Source organism: Paenibacillus sp. MMS18-CY102, assembly GCF_009789195.1.
In the GTDB taxonomy this organism is placed as follows: Bacteria; Bacillota; Bacilli; order Paenibacillales; family Paenibacillaceae; genus Paenibacillus_T.
In genome coordinates this window covers 189739-207707 of sequence record NZ_WSTC01000003.1, presented here as the reverse complement: position 1 = coordinate 207707, position 17969 = coordinate 189739, and the positions used below count along the sequence as shown (strand labels likewise).

At 42.3% G+C, this 17969-nt stretch carries 12 protein-coding genes; all 12 read left to right on the top strand.

The features are described 5' to 3' along the window. The first annotated feature begins 32 nt into the window (after positions 1–32). The 12 genes from GON22_RS03620 (at position 33) to GON22_RS03570 (ending at position 17738) form a co-directional block, all read left to right on the top strand. Positions 33–605 (top strand): hypothetical protein, encoded by a 573-nt coding sequence (locus GON22_RS03620; protein WP_160394749.1) that lies wholly within the window; start codon positions 33–35, stop codon positions 603–605. 228 nt (positions 606–833) lie between these two features. After that, complete coding sequence (locus GON22_RS03615; protein ID WP_160394748.1) at positions 834–1640, top strand: TnsA endonuclease N-terminal domain-containing protein; 807 nt, start codon at positions 834–836, stop codon at positions 1638–1640. A gap of 2 nt (positions 1641–1642) precedes the next feature. Then, the gene (locus GON22_RS03610) at positions 1643–3814 is read left to right on the top strand and encodes a Mu transposase C-terminal domain-containing protein (protein WP_160394747.1); all 2172 of its coding nucleotides are present in this window, start codon (positions 1643–1645) and stop codon (positions 3812–3814) included. Then, the gene (locus GON22_RS03605) at positions 3814–4584 is read left to right on the top strand and encodes an ATP-binding protein (RefSeq protein ID WP_160394746.1); all 771 of its coding nucleotides are present in this window, start codon (positions 3814–3816) and stop codon (positions 4582–4584) included. The genes GON22_RS03610 and GON22_RS03605 overlap by 1 nt, the downstream gene beginning before the upstream one ends. Before the next feature lie 51 nt (positions 4585–4635). Next, positions 4636–5487: a hypothetical protein gene (locus GON22_RS03600; protein ID WP_160394745.1), complete on the top strand. Its 852-nt coding sequence runs from the start codon at positions 4636–4638 to the stop codon at positions 5485–5487. Further along, a complete protein-coding gene (locus GON22_RS03595) occupies positions 5487–7337 on the top strand; it encodes a TnsD family Tn7-like transposition protein (protein ID WP_160394744.1) in 1851 nt (616 codons plus the stop codon). Before GON22_RS03600 ends, GON22_RS03595 begins: the two co-directional genes overlap by 1 nt. A gap of 206 nt (positions 7338–7543) precedes the next feature. Beyond that, a complete protein-coding gene (locus tag GON22_RS03590) occupies positions 7544–9514 on the top strand; it encodes a type I restriction-modification system subunit M (RefSeq protein WP_160394743.1) in 1971 nt (656 codons plus the stop codon). Beyond that, positions 9514–10761 carry a restriction endonuclease subunit S gene (locus GON22_RS03585; RefSeq protein ID WP_160394742.1) on the top strand — a complete coding sequence of 416 codons (1248 nt, stop codon included), beginning with the start codon at positions 9514–9516 and terminating at the stop codon, positions 10759–10761. The genes GON22_RS03590 and GON22_RS03585 overlap by 1 nt, the downstream gene beginning before the upstream one ends. Continuing rightward, positions 10758–13781, top strand: coding sequence for a type I restriction endonuclease (locus GON22_RS03580; protein ID WP_160394741.1), 3024 nt, complete (start codon positions 10758–10760; stop codon positions 13779–13781). The genes GON22_RS03585 and GON22_RS03580 overlap by 4 nt, the downstream gene beginning before the upstream one ends. A 139-nt stretch (positions 13782–13920) precedes the next feature. Beyond that, positions 13921–14484, top strand: a complete 564-nt coding sequence (gene kwaA / locus GON22_RS26675) for an anti-phage protein KwaA (protein WP_442954349.1) — start codon at positions 13921–13923, stop codon at positions 14482–14484. A gap of 1 nt (position 14485) precedes the next feature. Next, a complete protein-coding gene (locus tag GON22_RS26510; protein ID WP_160394740.1) occupies positions 14486–15430 on the top strand; it encodes a Kiwa anti-phage protein KwaB-like domain-containing protein in 945 nt (314 codons plus the stop codon). Positions 15431–15704: 274 nt separating this feature from the next. After that, positions 15705–17738, top strand: a complete 2034-nt coding sequence (locus GON22_RS03570; RefSeq protein ID WP_160394739.1) for a Piwi domain-containing protein — start codon at positions 15705–15707, stop codon at positions 17736–17738. The last annotated feature ends 231 nt before the right edge of the window (positions 17739–17969 follow it).

Sequence of the window (17969 nt, the reverse complement as noted above, 5' to 3'; positions counted from 1 at the left end):
TGACAAATAAAGTTGGAAACCAACAAATAAACATGGCAACTGATGAAATAGCCTGCCGGGCAATCTGGCAGGCTATTTTCTGTATAGTGGCTACTTTGTCGTCAGGAAGCATTTCAGACGATTGGCATGGACTAACTATGTTTTGTTTTGTCCTCGTATGTTTTTATAGCCCTAATCGTTCATTGATGGTGTCGGGGCTGATGATATATGCTATGGATAGCCCGGGCAATACAACAAAGGTGACGATTACGATGTCTGATCGAGTAACAATTACAAACGAAAATTTTAAACTGATGCTGAATTCGATTGAAAGCTTCTGTAAGATAAAGTGTTCGTTGTATCACAAGAAAGCAGGCATAGAGTTCGCTTGTCCACTCTTTGCAATTGAGCATGTTCTAATGGAACATGAACCTGAAGGAGCTGTAGACGAGCCAGTGTGCTGGCATGTCATTAATTTTTATGACTGCGACGAGATAGTTGTCATGAAATCAACTAGTGATAAAGCAGAATGCATTGCGGATCTATATGGACAACCATATGAGCTACTTGTACCTGGTTCACGAGAGGCAGCGTATGAGATGGTAATTTCATTAGAAGAGGAATGAAGAACGCGAAAAAATGTCGTGAAACGATGTATGAATGGAATAATATAGGGGTATATTATTAGAAGTGTAGCATGAATTCATAAAAGTGACCGATGATCGTATTCTTGTTTCGTCTTTTGTCGACCTATTAAATCGTAAAGGTCGAGTACATAGCAATTCCCTATAGGGATAGCTATGTACTCGACCTTTTTTGTTGTTTTGGTCAGGCATCAGACGAGGAGGAAAGTCATGTCGAGATATCGCAGAATCACTGAAGCAACAATGGCGCAGTTAGTTAAAGAAGGGCGTGGACAAGGGCGTGGACAAGATTATAAACCTTGGCTAACGGTAAGAGATGTACCTTCAAGAGGTCTCTCCACGCGGGATAAGGGCTGGACAACGGGGAGAGTGCATCATGTTCTCTCTAATCTTGAGTTGGAGTATTTGTATACGCTGGATTGGAATGCAGATGTCACCGATATTCGAGAACAGTATCCACTGCAAATTGATGAAACGCTTGATATCGCTAAGCGATTGGGAATTAAGCATCCTTTCGTTAACAAATACAACGAGTATGCAGTAATGACGACTGATTTCCTGGTTGATTCGGTCTTCAACGATTCACCAGTTTTACTGGCTCGGTCAATAAAAACGGAGTCTGATCTCTTATCGAAACGCACACTCGAAAAGATAATGATTGAACAACTTTACTGGAAGGAAAGGGGGATAGACTTCAAGGTTGTTACGGAGAAACAGATTCAAAGAAACCTGGCGTGGAATGTAGGATTTATTCATTCTGCGAAGGCATCGATGGATACTCTGGTATCCCCGCAAATGCTTTGGCTGATTGAGAAGCGGCTGTTCACAATGCTTCAGCAACAGCATTCCTCATATGCCAAGGTAGCGCTTGAAAACGACCAAGCATTAGGAATGGAAGGTGGTACGTCTCTCTGGGTGATCAAGCATTTAATCGCAAACCGTATCTGGGAAGTGAATATGAGCAAGAAAATAGATCCGGGGTATCCATTGGAGGTTCAACGAAGGGAAGGGTTCTAATATTGTTGACAGTTAACGCTGTATTGGAATGGATAGACGACCAATTGCAAGTACGCTCGCTTGAGCGGGTACTTTGGATAGATCCTTGTAATGACAGGCTTATAGTGATTGACCTGGATAAGACTGGCGCATTACCTGTAGAAAGAGAAATGTCGCAGGTAAACAAGGCGGTAACAGATGGTCTAGTCATCAAACGTTCGGTCGATCCTTATGCAAAGCTTATCTCCGAATCACAAATCAAAGAGAAAGATAAGCAAACTCGCGATCGGTGGTGGAGCCTCATTGAGTCAATAGTAAGCGATGTACCTGATATTTATGATCCGCGACTAAGAGGAGCAATGGTGGCTCAGATAGTGGACAAAAGTGGGGTAAGTAAGAAATACGTTTATCGGTCTCTTTCGCGGTACTGGCAAGGTGGGAATAAAAATGCGTTATTGCCACGCTACTACAACTGCGGAAATCCAGGACAAGAAAAGAAAGTAACCGAGACAAGTTTAAAGAGAGGTCGAAAAAGTAGGCTTGGGAAATTCGATCCGGAAAAGCAAGGTGTCAATATTGACGAGGATATGAAACAACTATTTCGAGTGGGTGTTCGGCTATATTACAACACGAAAGAGAGATATCCGCTGAGGCATTGTTTTAAGATGATCCAAGAAAATCACATGAATTTGGGGTATGCGTCGGTACATGGAGTTAATGTACCGATTCTTCCACCGAGTCACGAGTTGCCTACATTTGGAGAGTTTAAATATTGGTACGAAAAGGAGTTTGATCTAAAAGCAACCCTTCAAGCTAGGGAAGGAGTTCGGAGGTGCCATCTGCAGCACCGTGCTGTGTTGGGTACTTCAACGGAAATGTCGTTTGGACCTGGTTCTATATATCAGATTGATGCAACGATCGCAGACGTATATCTGGTGAACAGCATGGACCGAACACAAATCATAGGTAGACCAATCATTTATCATGTGAAAGATGCATTTAGCCGCAGAATCGTTGGTCTATATGTGGGTCTGGAGGGACCAAGTTGGAACGGAGCTAAGATGGCACTAGCAAACACCTTTACTGAGAAGGTTTCGTATTGCGCCGAATTCGGAATTCACATAAACGAGGAGGATTGGGATAGTGCTTATTTGCCGCAGGCACTACTTGGTGACAGAGGGGAGTTGATTGGGTTCAATTCTGACAACGTAGTCGAGTCATTAGAAATGCGCATATCGAACACACCTCCCTATCGATGTGATTGGAAAGGGATCGTCGAACAAAGCTTTCGAATTGCAAATCTGAAATCGATTAAATGGGTGCCTGGGGCGGTCAAAGAACGAGCACTTGAGAGAGGGGAGAGGGACTACCGCCTTGATGCCACCTTAGATTTACATCAGTTTACGAGACTCATGATTTATACGGTATTGAATCATAACAATTCCCACTGGATGGAGTGGTACAACCGTAATGAATTCATGATTCAAGACCATGTCAATCCGGTCCCTGATCAGTTGTGGAATTGGGGGATTCAAAATCGAAGCGGGCATTTGAGAGAAAAACCATCGGAAATCATTAAACTGGCATTAATGGAGCGTGATTACGCGACGGTTACGCCGTTTGGAATCCGATACAAAAATCGTCATTACTCCTGCCAGAAAGCTATTGATGAACAATGGTTTGAACGGGCTCGAAATAGAGGCTCTTGGAAAGTTGAATTCGCCTTCGATAGTCGTAATGTAGCCGATACAATAAATCTTATCTCGAAGGACGGCATGTCTTATGAAGTTTGCACCTTATTAGAGCGGGACCATAAATACCTTGGTAAGCGTCACGAAGAGGTCCTTGATATCGAGGAGCAGGAAAAGCTGGATCTTCAGCTGTATCAATCAAATGCTGCTCAAAGTGATGCCGAGCTCAGAGCGATAAGGGAGAGCATCGTGAATGAAGCGAAGCAACAAACAGAGGAAGCCAATGAGAACGTCTCATTAAGCAATGCGCAGAGGACAAAAGGGATTCGTACCAATCGCACAGTCAGCAAGGAAGCTGAGCGTCGGAGAGAAGCGTGGAACCTAGGCGACATGAAGCCACCAGAAGAGTTGTCGATCGTTCAGAAAGTACAAGAGGGATATAAGCCGAGCAAGCAAAGCTCGTACCTCGATATGCTAAAAAAACAAAATCCAGGAGGAAGCTGATGATGGTACAAGAGCAGTACGCAGTCTATAAACAAAGCACCGATCCGATGTACCGTCACAATCCCTATATTGAGGCATTACCAAAACCTCGGAACCTCGAGGACGTAGCCAACTTGATCCGCAGGCACCCGGTATATTCCGAGCAGGAAAGAGAGTTAAGTGCACTAGACCGAGCAGAAGCCGTACAGCGTATCTCCAACTTCATGGAGCCAATGCCAATTCATCTAGAATTGGAGCAGAGGTTCTCAAGGATGATTCGAAATGGTTATTTTGCAAGGAATCCACTACAAGCACAATGGCTCAAGCAGTTTCGATCTGCATTTCCAGAAGCAGACCCTCGCAACTTCGAGTCGGACCAGCCAATGGTACGCTCGACGGCTGCAGGTTTTGCAATGATTGGTACAAGCGGCATGGGGAAATCAACTGCAGTGGATTATATTTTGTCGCTGTATACGCAAGTAATCAGCCATACCGAGTATGATGGACAGATGTTTTCGCAGAAACAGGTCGTATGGCTAAAGCTCGAATGCCCCCACGACGGATCGATTAAAGGACTTTGCAAGGAGTTCTTCATCGCAATTGATAAGCTGCTAGGAACCGAGTATTTCAAGAAGTTTTATAAGAGCCGCTCAACAACGGATGATTTGCTCCCACATATGGCGTTATTGGCAGCGCGTCTGGGTTTAGGGGTGCTAGTTATTGACGAAATCCAACGTCTGAATGAAGCCAGGAGTGGTGGGGCGGCGTTAATGCTCAACTTCTTCGTGTAGTTAATTAATACGATTGGTGTTCCAGTCGTTCTCGTCGGGACATTCAAGGCGATGAACATGTTGAGCAGTGAATTTTCACAAGCCCGGCGTAGTGCTGGACAGGGTGATTGTATATGGACGAATTATCAGCAGGATGAATTGTGGGAGTATTTCATTGATAACTTATGGAAATATCAATGGACGCAAGAACGGGTACCCCTAACTAAGGCAATAAGGGACATGCTGTACGAACAGTCGCAAGGTATACCGGACATTGCAATTAAGCTTTATCAAATTGTGCAATGGCAGGTAATCGGTCAGGAAGAAAGGTTTACAGCCGAAACCATAAGACAAGTGGCTAAGGAATCGTTGCGGTTAGTACAGCCGATATTGGATGCTTTAAGGGCTAACGACACGGACAAACTTCGCGAGATTTCAGACATTTATGCTCCAATCCGCGATATATCAAAATACCTGAATCAAACAACAGAACGCATTGAACTAGAAGGCGCGCTAAATACAATTCGTAATCAACAACAGGCATCACGAGACGAAGATGATTCGCCGTTAGTGGAAGTTGCAAAATGGTTACAGGAAGCGGGCTATGACACTCAACGCGCCATCGAATGTGCTGAAATGGCGATAGCGCGAAGTGTCAACGAATCCGATATTGCAAGAATTAAGCAAGCGGCTTTCGCATTTGCGTTGAATATCGCAATGCCAGAAGCATCTGAACAACAGACGGCTCCGACAAAGCAGCGCACTAGAACGAAACGTTTGCCAGTGGATGCAGCTAAGTTCCCAGGCGATTTGAGAGGCGTATTGGCTAAAGCGTCGAGCGACGGCTTAAACCCGATTGAGGAGCTTAGCAAAACAGGACTGTTTGAGACGAATGCAGACTTCAATTTGGAAGGGGACCATTAATGAGATTGCCTTTTTTTCCGGCTCCATATGATGATGAGCTGTTCTATAGTGTGGCAGCTCGATATCATGAGTGGAGTACGCATGCAGCGGACAAGCATACAGTAAAAGATTTATTAGGCAGACAGACGCTATCGGCTGTATTCGATTTGCCTGGCAACTTGCAAGAGGTATGCAGGAATATAGGCAGCGAGCATTTAGAGGTCAATCGATTGATCGACGATCACTCGATGTTCCCTGTGTACAGACCGTTTCTTGCACCAGAACGAATTATTCAACTGGAACAAGCGATGGCATCAGGATCGGGAGGAGCCTTGCACACGCGTTCGGGTGTTATGGCAAGCAGTGTCCCCATGATCAGGACATTACGCTTTTGTTCATCCTGTATAACTGCTGATACAGAAAGCCACGGTGAACCTTATTGGCATCGTTCTCATCAACTACACGGCGTGGATTGTTGTCATATTCATCGTATCCCGCTAAGAGAGGCGGGAATCATACGCGACAATAAGCATGTGTTCTCCGACATAAGCCAGGATGTTGCAGAATGCGTAGGCAATCCGTTAAAGCTGTGGCAATATTCAGAAGTTATAGCATCAGAGGTGAATTGGTTACTGACGAATACGCCAAGATCCTGCTCATCAACAGAGTTAAGTGGACAGTATCATTCGCTGCTTAGAAACAGGGGCTACGCTGATTATAATGGGAGAATCAAGAAGAGTGAACTGAAGGCAGATTTCCAAACATACTACGGCGTAGAGTATTTGCAGTATTTGGGATGCTCGCTGGAAGGAGAAAGTCATTGGCTTGCAAGGCTGTTGAGAAAAGGGCGGACAAGTGTTCATCCCATTAAGCACATCCTTCTTGCTCATTTTCTTGACAGCAATTTAGCGGATTTTTTCTCTCGTTCGAAAGAACTGCCACCGTTCGGAGAAGGTCCTTGGATGTGCTTGAATAGCGCGGCTAGTCATTATCGTCAACGTGTCGTGACCACATGTATTATTACGCGCGATTATGAAACACGTGGAATTCCTGTCGGCACGTTCAGCTGTGACTGTGGTTTCGTGTACTCACGTAGAGGACCAGATACCGATAAAGACGATTGTTACAAAATCGGTCGGATCAAGAACTTCGGTCGTACTTGGGAAGAACGGTTGGTTGATTTAATCAATACAGAGCGCAAATCCTACAGGGCGGCAGCTCATATCTTAAAAGTCGATCCAACCACAGCGAAGAGGCAGTATTTGCGCATTCAAGCAGGGATGACTACTAATGTAAAGATAGGATATCAACCAACCCCGGACGATAGGGAGGAACGTAGGGGTCGCTGGCAGAGCTATGTTGATTCGCACCCGGAGATGAATCGAAAGGAAGTGCGCAAAGCGCTGCCAGCAGAGTTTGCATGGCTATATAGAAACGATAAAGAATGGCTCGATGTACATTCGCCGGCGTCATTACCTCGAAAGAAGTGGGATGATACTCGAGTGGATTGGAAAGCAAGAGACAGGGAGTTAGCGAACCACGCTATGAGCGTCATTGGAACAGAAATAAGTGGCGTCCATAAGCCGATACGACTCACGCTTAGCTACATTGGCAAGCAAATGCAGCAACTGGCGTTATTGCAGCAGCATCTCGACAAATTACCAGACACCGCTAAGGTGATTGGTGAATACTCGGAATCAATCGATGATTTCCAAGTGAGACGCGTGAAGTATGTCGTAAATCAAATGTATGAAGAACGTGAAACAGTGCTCAGGTGGAAAATCATCCGTGCAGCGGGGCTAAAACCAGGATTCTCTGCTGTCGTAAATGAAGCGATTGAACAATGCCTTGTCGAGAGTTTATCTTTATGAAATCCGTCGAGAATTATCGACGGATTTCTTTATGGGATTAAAACGATTGATTCACGTCAAGGCTCTCATTATGTAGGCTTTATTAGCTGGTCATTTGTAGCTGTTGGTCAGCATAGTGACATATGTTACGATATGTTTTTAGCAGGAACAGATATATTCGGTGTTGAAAAATATATATAGGACAAAAGACATAAGGAGAAGCATATATGAATTTTTCAGATAAAGTCAGTTTAATTTGGAATATTGCGGAATTACTTCGTGGTGATTATAAACAATCCGATTATGGTAAAGTCATTCTACCGTTTACGGTGCTACGGCGCCTTGATTGCGTATTAGAGGAATCAAAGGATAAAGTGCTTGAAAGCTACAAGACGATGAACGAACCTCTAACGACGATTCAACAGCGGATGCTTGAGCGTGCCTCGGGCTCCAAGTTCTATAATACGAACCCGTTCACGATGCGTTCAATGCGTGACTTCCCTGGCATGCTAGCGGATAACCTTAAGCAGTATGTACAGGGTTTCTCGGAGAATGCGCGTGAGATTATTCGATATTTCGATTTTGAGGCGCAGATTAACAAGCTACAGGAATCGAATATCCTGTTTAATGTGCTTGAAGAAATGCTCAAGATTGATTTGCATCCGAATATCGTTAGCAACATCGAGATGGGATATATCTTTGAAGAACTGATTCGCCGCTTCTCCGAACAATCGAATGAGACTGCCGGGGAACACTTTACACCGCGCGAAGTCATTCAGTTGATGGTTAACGTGTTATTCGAAGCAGATGCTGCAGCATTAACGGGTGAAAAGGTTGTACGCAAAATCTATGATCCAGCCTGCGGCACCGGCGGCATGCTAGCAGTGGCTTACGAATACCTTCGTAAGCTGAATCCGACAATGAACGTTGAAGTATTCGGTCAAGAACTTAATGGTGAATCGTACGCAATCTGTAAATCGGACATGCTGCTCAAAGGGCTGAATGTATCCAACATTAAATACGGCAACAGCTTCACGCAGGACGGACTTGAAAACGAAGAGTTTCATTACTTCCTCTCCAATCCGCCATTTGGTGTTGATTGGAAGAAGTCGCAAAAAGAAGTTGAAGAGGAACATAAGAAAAAGAGTTACAATGGTCGTTTTGGCGCCGGACTTCCGCGTGTAAGCGATGGTTCACTATTGTTCCTTCAACATATGATCTCCAAAATGAAGCCCGGAGAAGGTCGTATCGCTATCGTTCTGAACGGCAGCCCACTCTTTACTGGTGGAGCCGGGTCTGGCGAAAGCGAAATTCGCCGTTGGATTATTGAAAACGATTGGCTGGAAGCGATAATCGCATTGCCGACGGATTTGTTCTATAACACAGGCATTGCCACTTATATCTGGGTGCTTAGCAATCACAAGCCTGCGAATCGTCAAGGTAAGGTTCAACTAATCAATGCGATAGACCTTTACCAGAAGATGCGTAAAAGCTTGGGCAGCAAACGAAATGAACTTGGACAAGAACATATCGATGATATCTTAAAGCTATATAGCTATTTCGAAGAGGGCGAAAAAAGCAAAGTATTCGACAACGAAGATTTTGGTTATCGCCGTATTACGATTGAGCGTCCGCTGCGTTTGAACTTCCAGGCTTCGCCTGAACGTATTGAACAACTTAATTCGCAAACCGCGTTTGTTAAGCTCTCCGTAGTGGAGCAAGAGGCGATTAAAGATGTTCTTACTGGCATTCCGTCAGATCGAATATACATGTATCGCGACGATTTTGAAAAAGCGCTAAAGAAGCTGTTTAAGCAGTCTGGAATCATCATGAAAGCGCCGGTTTACAAAGCAGTGCTAACCGCTTTAGCCGAACGCGATGAGAATGCAGAAATCTGTTATGACGCTAAAGGCAACAAAGAAGCGGATGCTGAACTTCGCGATTTTGAAAATGTGCCACTGAAGCAAAGTGTTTATGACTACTTTGATGCAGAAGTTCGACCACATGTGGAGGACGCATGGATCAACGAGGATGTACGTGATGAGAAAGATGGTGCAGTCGGTACAGTAGGGTACGAAATCCCGTTTACGCGTCATTTTTATAAGTATCAAGAACTGCGCTCCTCAATTGAAATAAATAATGAAATAAAAGAACTTGAAAGCGATATCCTTGAATTGCTCAAGGAGGTCATTTACTAATGCTCGTAAATCAAGATGGTAAAAAAATAAAATATCTCAGTACGCTAATAAACCAGAAAGCCAATGATGCTGATAATCATAAAATTTATATTGGCTTAGAAAACGTAGAACCGAAAACTTCTAGGTTACTTATTAATGAAAATGCTCCTACTGAAGTTGATGGTCAGAGTAACCTATTTTATAAACACAATGTGCTCTTTGGTAAGTTAAGACCATACCTTGCTAAAGGATTTACAGCTGACTTTGAAGGTCGATGTTCAGGGGAGTTTTTAGTGCTTCAAACATCAGACAAAATTTCACCTGTTTTTTTAAACTATTTAATGTTGTCCGACCATTTTATTGATGACGTAAACTCTTCTACTTATGGAGCTAAGATGCCAAGGGCTAGTTGGGACTATATTGGAAACATTAAGGTAGACGTTCCCACAATAGAGATCCAAAAGTCAATAGTAGACTTTCTTAATAAAAGAACCCATAACATTGATCTTTTGATTTCAAAAAAACAGAAGCTCATCGATCTTCTACAAGAAAAACGCCAAGCAATCATTGACGAAGTCGTCACAAAAGGTCTCGACCCGAATGCACCGATGAAAGATTCGGGTATTGAGGGGCTTGGCACCGTTCCGGCGAAATGGGAAGTTAAAATTATTAAAAGAATAACTCATGAACACAAACAGGGCTATTATGGCAGTGATGGGTACGTTGATGAAGGTATTAAACTTGCACGAATTACTGATATAGATGACCGTTACAACGTATCATTTGAAAACATGCCTTTTGTAAATCTGAATAAGAAGGAAGAAAAAGCATTTAAAATTGACGAGGGAGATTTCTTATTTGTAAGAAGCGGTGCAACTATAGGTAAATTTGGCATAGTAAGAAATCCAGAAAAATCAGTATTTGCATCATATTTAATTAGATTTAAATTTAAAAATGTAAATACTGAATTTTTGAAATATGCATTAAGCTCATCATATTTTAGAAATAATTTGTTCTCAACGTTGCATGGAGGGGCTAATACGAATATTAATGCTGAAAATATTAAAGAACAAATTGTGTGTCTTCCTCCTATTGACGAGCAAAGAATAATAAATGCAAATCTTGATGAAACTTGCAACAAACTTAATAAACTAATTGATCTAACTGAAAAACAAATAGTTAAACTTATCGAATATCGCCAATCGCTGATTAGTGAAGCCGTCACAGGCATTGATGTTATACAATACGGAGAGGAGGTCGTGCAGTGACCATTGATTATCGTGAAATTGTATTTGAATCCGCCATCGAACAGGCATTGCTTCAGCAGGGTTACCTGAAAGGAAATCCTGCTGGGTTTGATGCGCCGATAGGATTGTTCCGTTCTCACCTCATTTCGTTTTTACAAGAGACGCAGCCCAAACACTGGGCTGCGCTTCAAACTATCTACGGCGCATCTGTCGAGAACAGCGTCGTCCAATCAATAACACGTGCTATTCAGTCGCATCCAAAAGGGCTTATCGGTTTTCTACGCGACAGCGCGCAAGGCAAATATAAAGACCGTGGCATAGAACTTCGAATGTTCTTCATGAAGCCAGATAACGATTTTAACCCTGACGCGACATCGAACTATAAGAAGAACCGGTTATCGGTAACACGGCAGGTTCACTACAGCACTAAATATAACAACTCACTGGATGTCGTCATCGACTTAAATGGTTTTCCGCTCATCACGATGGAACTCAAAAATCCGTTAACTGGTCAGTCGTTTGAAAACGCGATACATCAGTATAGGCATGATCGCGACCCGGCGGAGCCAATTTTCAAATTTAATGAGCGTTCCCTCGTCCACTTCGCGATAGATACCGACGAGATACATATGACAACGGAGCTTAAAAAAGAGAAGACCTACTTCCTTCCTTTTAATAAAGGTGATGGCTTCGGCAAAGGCAACCCGATTCACGAATCGGGTTACAAGACCACTTACCTTTGGGATGAGATTCTGCAAAAAGATAGCTTTTTTGATATCTTACAGCGATTTATTGAACTCAAAATTGAAGAAAACAAAAAAGACAAACGGAAGAAAAAGAAACAGCTTATTTTTCCACGCTATCATCAACTTGATGCCGTTCGTAAAGTCGCGGCTCATGTCTTCGAAAACGGTAGCGGACAACGTTATCTGATCCAGCACTCAGCAGGCAGTGGTAAAAGCAATACGATTGCATGGACGGCGCATCGTCTCGCGTCGCTCGCTGACGACAGCGGGAAATCCATTTTTAATACGGTCGTTGTAATCACAGACCGCATTGTGCTTGATTCCCAAATCCAAGATACGATTCGTCAGTTCGATTCGACGCCTGGTTTTGTCGCCTATATCGATAAAGGTTCACAGCAGCTGGCGGATGCTCTTAGTCGAGGCGCAAAAGTCATCGTGACAACGCTTCAGAAGTTCCCGTTTGTCATGGGTAAACTGAATGGTATGCCCAAGAGCTCCAAGTACGCGATCATTATGGACGAGGCACATAGCTCTCAAACTGGTATGACATCCACCAAGATGAAAGACATGCTCACTTATCGTTCGCTTGAAGAAGCGGAAAGCGTTGACGAACGTGGTGAAGAGTTGCTCGATGTCGACGATCAGATTGCCGAAGTGCTTGCCGCTTATGAGCGACGCCAGAACTTGAGCCTTTTTGCTTTCACGGCGACGCCGAAGAAGAAAACGATGCAGACGTTTGGTATAAAAGATGAAGATGGAGAATATCGGGCATTCCATCTCTATTCCATGCGCCAAGCAATAGAGGAAGGCTTCATCCATGATGTGTTGAAGCATTACACGACTTATGAAACGTATTTCCAAATTACGAAGACCGTTACGGAAGACCCGGAGGTTGATTCCAAGAAAACGAAACGTGCCATCGCGCGCTTCGTCTCACTGCATCCAACGAATTTAGCACAAAAAGCAGAGATCATTATCGAGCATTTCCGTACGTTCACAAAAGATAAAATAGGTGGACAAGCAAAGGCGATGGTCGTTACTTCGTCTCGCTTGCACGCAAAGCGCTATATGGATGCGTTCAGAGCTTATTTAGCACAGAAATCATATTCCGATCTGCGAGTGCTCGTCGCATTCTCTGGTAATGTTGAAGATCAGGAACTCGAGGAGACCGTAACCGAAGCGGGTATGAACGGCTTCCCGGACACAGCGACAGCAGAGGTATTCGAGGAAGACGAGTACAAAATTATGATCGTAGCGGATAAATATCAAACCGGCTTCGACCAACCGCTGCTACACACAATGTATGTCGACAAAAAATTGACAGGTATCAAGGCAGTTCAGACGTTATCGCGACTCAACCGAACACATCCGGAGAAGACGGATACATTCGTACTCGACTTCTTTAATGAACGCGAAACGATCAAAAAAGCATTTCAGCCATATTACGAACAGACAACGATCGACGAAGAAATAGATCCGAATCTGCTATACGATTATAAGCGGCAGCTCGATGAGACGCGGATTTATGAAGACAATGAAGTAGAAGCGCTTTGTGACGTATTCTTCCAACCAAAAACAAAGCAGACGGCGAATGATCAAGCGAAGATATATAAGGTACTGCAGATGCCGGAGAAACGATTCCGAGAGCTGGGACCAGACGAACAAGACGATGTAAAGGCGAAGATGAAAAAGTTCGTTTCCCTTTACTTATTCCTGTCTCAAATGGTGGAGTATGACGAAGAGATGAAGCGTTACTTTACGTTCATTCGTCTATTCTATAAAAAAATAAGCGATCCAATGGGACAAACGGGCTGGGAGCTCGATGGCGATCTTGTTGACCTTGAATACTATCGCATCAAAAAAATCGATGAAGGTCAAATTATCCTAGAAAAAGGTGCGGATTATCCTTTGACAGGCGGCAACGGAGTCGGTGGTAAAAAGGGCGAAGATTATAAGTATCTATCCGAGATCGTAAAGCAAATTAATGAGCTATTCGGTACCGACCTCGACGGCGAAATTATAAGTGGACAGTTATACGAAGTCGCAGAGAAGTTTGTAGGTGCACCAGGCATGAAAGAGCAGGTCGTTAATAACTCGTATGAGGACTTCAAATACCCGTTCGAAAACCAGTTTATCGACGGCATCGTCGATTCGTTCGAAGAACAGCGTGAGCAGCTAGAGAACGAAAGCGATCAGCTTAATAAGCTTGTGCAGTTTGTCTCTACGAGCGACGAAGGCTGCAAGATGATTAGTGATGCTGTTGGAAAGATCGTGTATAACTTGCTGAAGAAATAATCACGAATCAACTAAATGAATAAAAGTTGGAAACGTCGTAGGATCTCCCTACGACGTTTTTTTAATAAGCACTAGAACAAAAGTTCGTAATATTGTATAGTTAAAATGTTCCAATTGTGATAAGGGGGGGGGGGAGGATATGCGATCGTGGGTTAGAGCCATGTTATTTTTCAGTTCTCTCTCTCCGCTTTTTTTTATATTGTGGATTCAAACCATTGAATTTGATTATCTGAAAAAAATGTCATGGAAACAAGTCATTACTGCCATTTATGAGCTTAATCATGTTTTTTCGAACAATATAATCGCCATTTCGTTTATGCTGTTTACAATTTCACCCAATATTATATTGTTCATTGTCTTTATGAGGTGTAAGAGGTATGGATCATATCAAACGACAGTAACGAGCATTACTGCAAAAAACAGTGACGTTCTTAATTATATCGCTACATATTTAATTCCCTTTGTAACTTTTAATACAGACAAGCTAAACGATCTAATATCTTTTATTGTGCTTATGTTAGTTTTAACCGTAGTCTACGTCAACGCCAACATCTTTTTTATTAACCCGCTATTAAATTTATTTGGTTACCATGTATATCAGATCAATGAAAATAGTATAATCATTACAAAGGTTCCAATATTGGTTGGGATGAAATTAGATATGTATACAATTCAAGATAACGTTTTCCTAGGGGAGAGATAACGTGGCAACAATAGGCGATCTAACTCAACTACGAATGAATATATCGACTGCATCAATAAAACAAGCACAGTTGTTGTTTATTTCTAAGGACAAACGCAGAGAAGAACCGTACTATGTAAACCGGGCTGAATGTACTCCTCAGGTAGCTACAGCATTTATATCACTTTTTGAGTACCATCTAGGTAAACTTGTTGAGTCCGACCCTATGTTTGTCACATACGACATAAACCTCGATACAGAAGAGTGTTTTCAGTTCATTCCCACCGCAGATGTTGCAAACGCTACTAGAGTCAACTCATTTATCATCGATGCAATAAATACTCAACCAATCCGAAGTATGGACGAAGAGTTTTTTAAGCATTTATGGGCGTACGCAGTAAAAATACAATTTGATGATCAGTTTGTCATATTCTATCGCAAATACACGAACGGTAAAGTGCTTAAAAGTGGCACGTTTGATGCATTACTCTTCCAAGCCGGAAGGTTCTCGCAAATTGAATCCACCGTTTTTCAAATAGACAATAACATCGACACTTTCTGTTTAGGACAAGAGCTAATTATTTTACAAAACACAAACTTTGAACGTATTTTCGGATTCGACGACCATTACGAAGCTTCTTCAGGTGCAGCTTTACAACAGATTGCTGCGGCACATGATTTTGTAGATATTAACCTTCTCACCGAATATGTGGGCACAGATTCCCGTAAGAAGCGCAAGCTTGCTGCTATCTCGAAAAACCAACTTATCGCTAATTTAGGATTTGAACAAATTAAAGAAACAATTCAAAATTACAGCCTCGAGATATCAATAGACGACCAGAATCGTAAATTTGAACTTACAAGAGACAATGCATTTGTTTTTTTAAAAGCGCTCAATGATGATTATCTAAGGTCTGAGGCGACATCCACCCGCTATGAAGCATCTTCTAAAAGAAAACGCAGATGACAATAATAGAAGTAACATAAATAAAAGTGGACCTGATATTATATCGGTCCACTTTTATTGTTTCAGCCCTAAAATAAAGACGAGCATTAATTGAGCATGATAGGGATAGAAGTGTTTTGGGATATATTGTATAGTTAAAAGATGACAGATGGACATGCGCAGATAAAAGGGAGAGTGAACAGAGATTAGTACAAAGACCGTAACAACACATCACATTCTTACAGAATGGGAATCAGATACGAATACAAATAATCTTACGATTCATTTATATACAATGCCTGTCCGTAATGTATTTGAACAACATAATGAAAACGGGCAAGCATGCTCTGCTTTACGGAGGTTAAATAAGACGCACGTTATTGATTTTTATGAACAGTTTATTGCAAGCTGGGAGCCTATTAAAGATTGGGGAGACTACACGTTCACTAATCATGAATGCCGACCTATAAACCCTTCGATTCCAACTGAACGTACGATCTTAGAACGACTTATTCTACGCAAGCTTGAGAATGTTCAGCCAAGAAATGAAATAGCTGCTGGAAGTCGTAAGTTTACGTGGCTGAAAGCTGAAAAAGTCGTACAAGGTGTTTCAATCCATAGGGTGATCCAGGTTGATGTTACAATTAATATAAGAGGCACAATCACAATCGGATTCGATTTAAATCATAGCTTCAGAACGAACGAATCTATATATGATTTGATGAAGTCGAATGCAATTGTTATAGGTGAACGAGTAGTTGATAAATACAACAATTTACATTATCAACTCGAGGAAGTATCAGAAGCTACAATTAGTGATGTAATACCGGAACTTAATCAATCGGTAATTGATTATTTCGTAAAGGAAAGAAAACAAGCATGGAAGGTTGAAAAACTCGATCCGAAGATGCCAGTTGTTTATCTAAAAATGAACAATGGTCTTCGTGCTGCATATGCTCCTGCCATGTTGCAAAAAGAGCTAACCTTTGAATCGCTACCGACCGCCGTGGTGCGTCAAACGTCGGATGTATATAAACAAAACGCAAATCAAAAAATCAAGATTTTATTAGAAGAGATACAGAAAATCCTGGCGCGAAACGATAAGCTTACTTTTTCCAAATCAAAGATGCTGGTTCAGCAAAATGGATATGACGTAAAACAGTTACTAAACCCGAACTTAGCATTCGGAAAAGGTATTATACAATCGCAGCTTAAATCGGGTCTGGACAAAGGCGGCGTTGTTGCGCCACAACCTTTATCGATTAATTTACTTGTTTATCCTGAATTAATCGATATGAAGCTTGATGCAATTACAGCATTTAATGAAAAGTTAAGTGCATTGTCCTACAAATGGGGTGTCCCACTCTCCATAATGAAGAAATCAGGCGCATATCGAAATAAAACAATCGATTTTACGAATCCGCACCAGTTTGCCGTACTGCTTAAGGAGCTTACAAAGAGTTCATTTCAAGAACTAACCCTCGTTATTATCACTGAGAAAATTGCAGGGATGTGGTACGACGCAATAAAAAAGGAATTCGGAGGAAATGCCGCCGTACCTACTCAATTTATAACAATGGAAACCCTTCAAAAAGCGGACGACTATGTCATTGGGAATCTACTTCTTGGACTATACTCGAAATCTGGTATTCAGCCGTGGGTGCTAAGTTCATCGCTATCTTCTGATTGTTTTATCGGACTTGATGTTTCCCATGAAGCGGGTAGGCATTCTGCTGGCATTGTTCAGGTCGTTGGCAAGGATGGCAGAGTTTTATCAAGCAGAGCGAGCACATCGAGTGAAGCAGGCGAGAAAATTCGTCATGAGACAATGTGTCAGATTGTATATTCAGCACTGGATCAATATCAGAGCCATTATAATGAAAAGCCTAGGCACATTACATTTCATCGGGACGGTTTCTGCCGAGAAGACTTAAACAGTTTAGATGAAGTAATGAACAGTCTTGATGTAGGATATGACATGGTTGAGATTATTAAGAAAACAAACCGGCGGATGGCATTACACGTCGATAAGCAAGGATGGGAGACCAAATCAGGACTCTGTTATGTTAAAGATAATTTAGCATATCTCATTGCTACAAATCCGCATCCACGTGTTGGAACCGCACAACCCATTAAAATCGTAAAGAAAAAGGGAAGCCTACCGATGGAAGCGATCATTCAGGACATATACAATCTATCATTTATGCATATCGGATCATTGTTAAAAAGTCGGCTCCCTATTACAACCCATTATGCTGATCTAAGCTCGACCTTTTTCAATCGCCAATGGCTTCCAATTGATTCCGGCGACGCACTTCATTTTGTATAGAGATACAAAATAAGTACGGATCAGGGCTGTACGAAGCCTCAGGTTTCCAACTTTATTTTTCGCAAACACAAATGTTAGTAATGAAAAACAAACGTGACCGATTAATATTATCCGGTCGCGTTTGTTTTATTCATCTACAATAAAGCTTTAAGATTTCTTTAGGCAGCTCCCGTCCAAAAAAATAGAAACTATTATCGACAAGAACAGCGGAAAAAGATACGATTAGTATCG

Bases quoted from the DNA above. Each gene is read 5' to 3' on its own strand.
- GON22_RS03620 (WP_160394749.1), top strand. From the start codon at position 33: ATGGCAACTGATGAAATAGCCTGCCGGGCAATCTGGCAGGCTATTTTC.
- GON22_RS03615 (WP_160394748.1), top strand. From the start codon at position 834: ATGTCGAGATATCGCAGAATCACTGAAGCAACAATGGCGCAGTTAGTT.
- GON22_RS03605 (WP_160394746.1), top strand. From the start codon at position 3,814: ATGATGGTACAAGAGCAGTACGCAGTCTATAAACAAAGCACCGATCCG.
- GON22_RS03600 (WP_160394745.1), top strand. From the start codon at position 4,636: ATGAACATGTTGAGCAGTGAATTTTCACAAGCCCGGCGTAGTGCTGGA.
- GON22_RS03595 (WP_160394744.1), top strand. From the start codon at position 5,487: ATGAGATTGCCTTTTTTTCCGGCTCCATATGATGATGAGCTGTTCTAT.
- GON22_RS03590 (WP_160394743.1), top strand. From the start codon at position 7,544: ATGAATTTTTCAGATAAAGTCAGTTTAATTTGGAATATTGCGGAATTA.
- GON22_RS03585 (WP_160394742.1), top strand. From the start codon at position 9,514: ATGCTCGTAAATCAAGATGGTAAAAAAATAAAATATCTCAGTACGCTA.
- kwaA (WP_442954349.1), top strand. From the start codon at position 13,921: ATGCGATCGTGGGTTAGAGCCATGTTATTTTTCAGTTCTCTCTCTCCG.
- GON22_RS03570 (WP_160394739.1), top strand. From the start codon at position 15,705: ATGCCTGTCCGTAATGTATTTGAACAACATAATGAAAACGGGCAAGCA.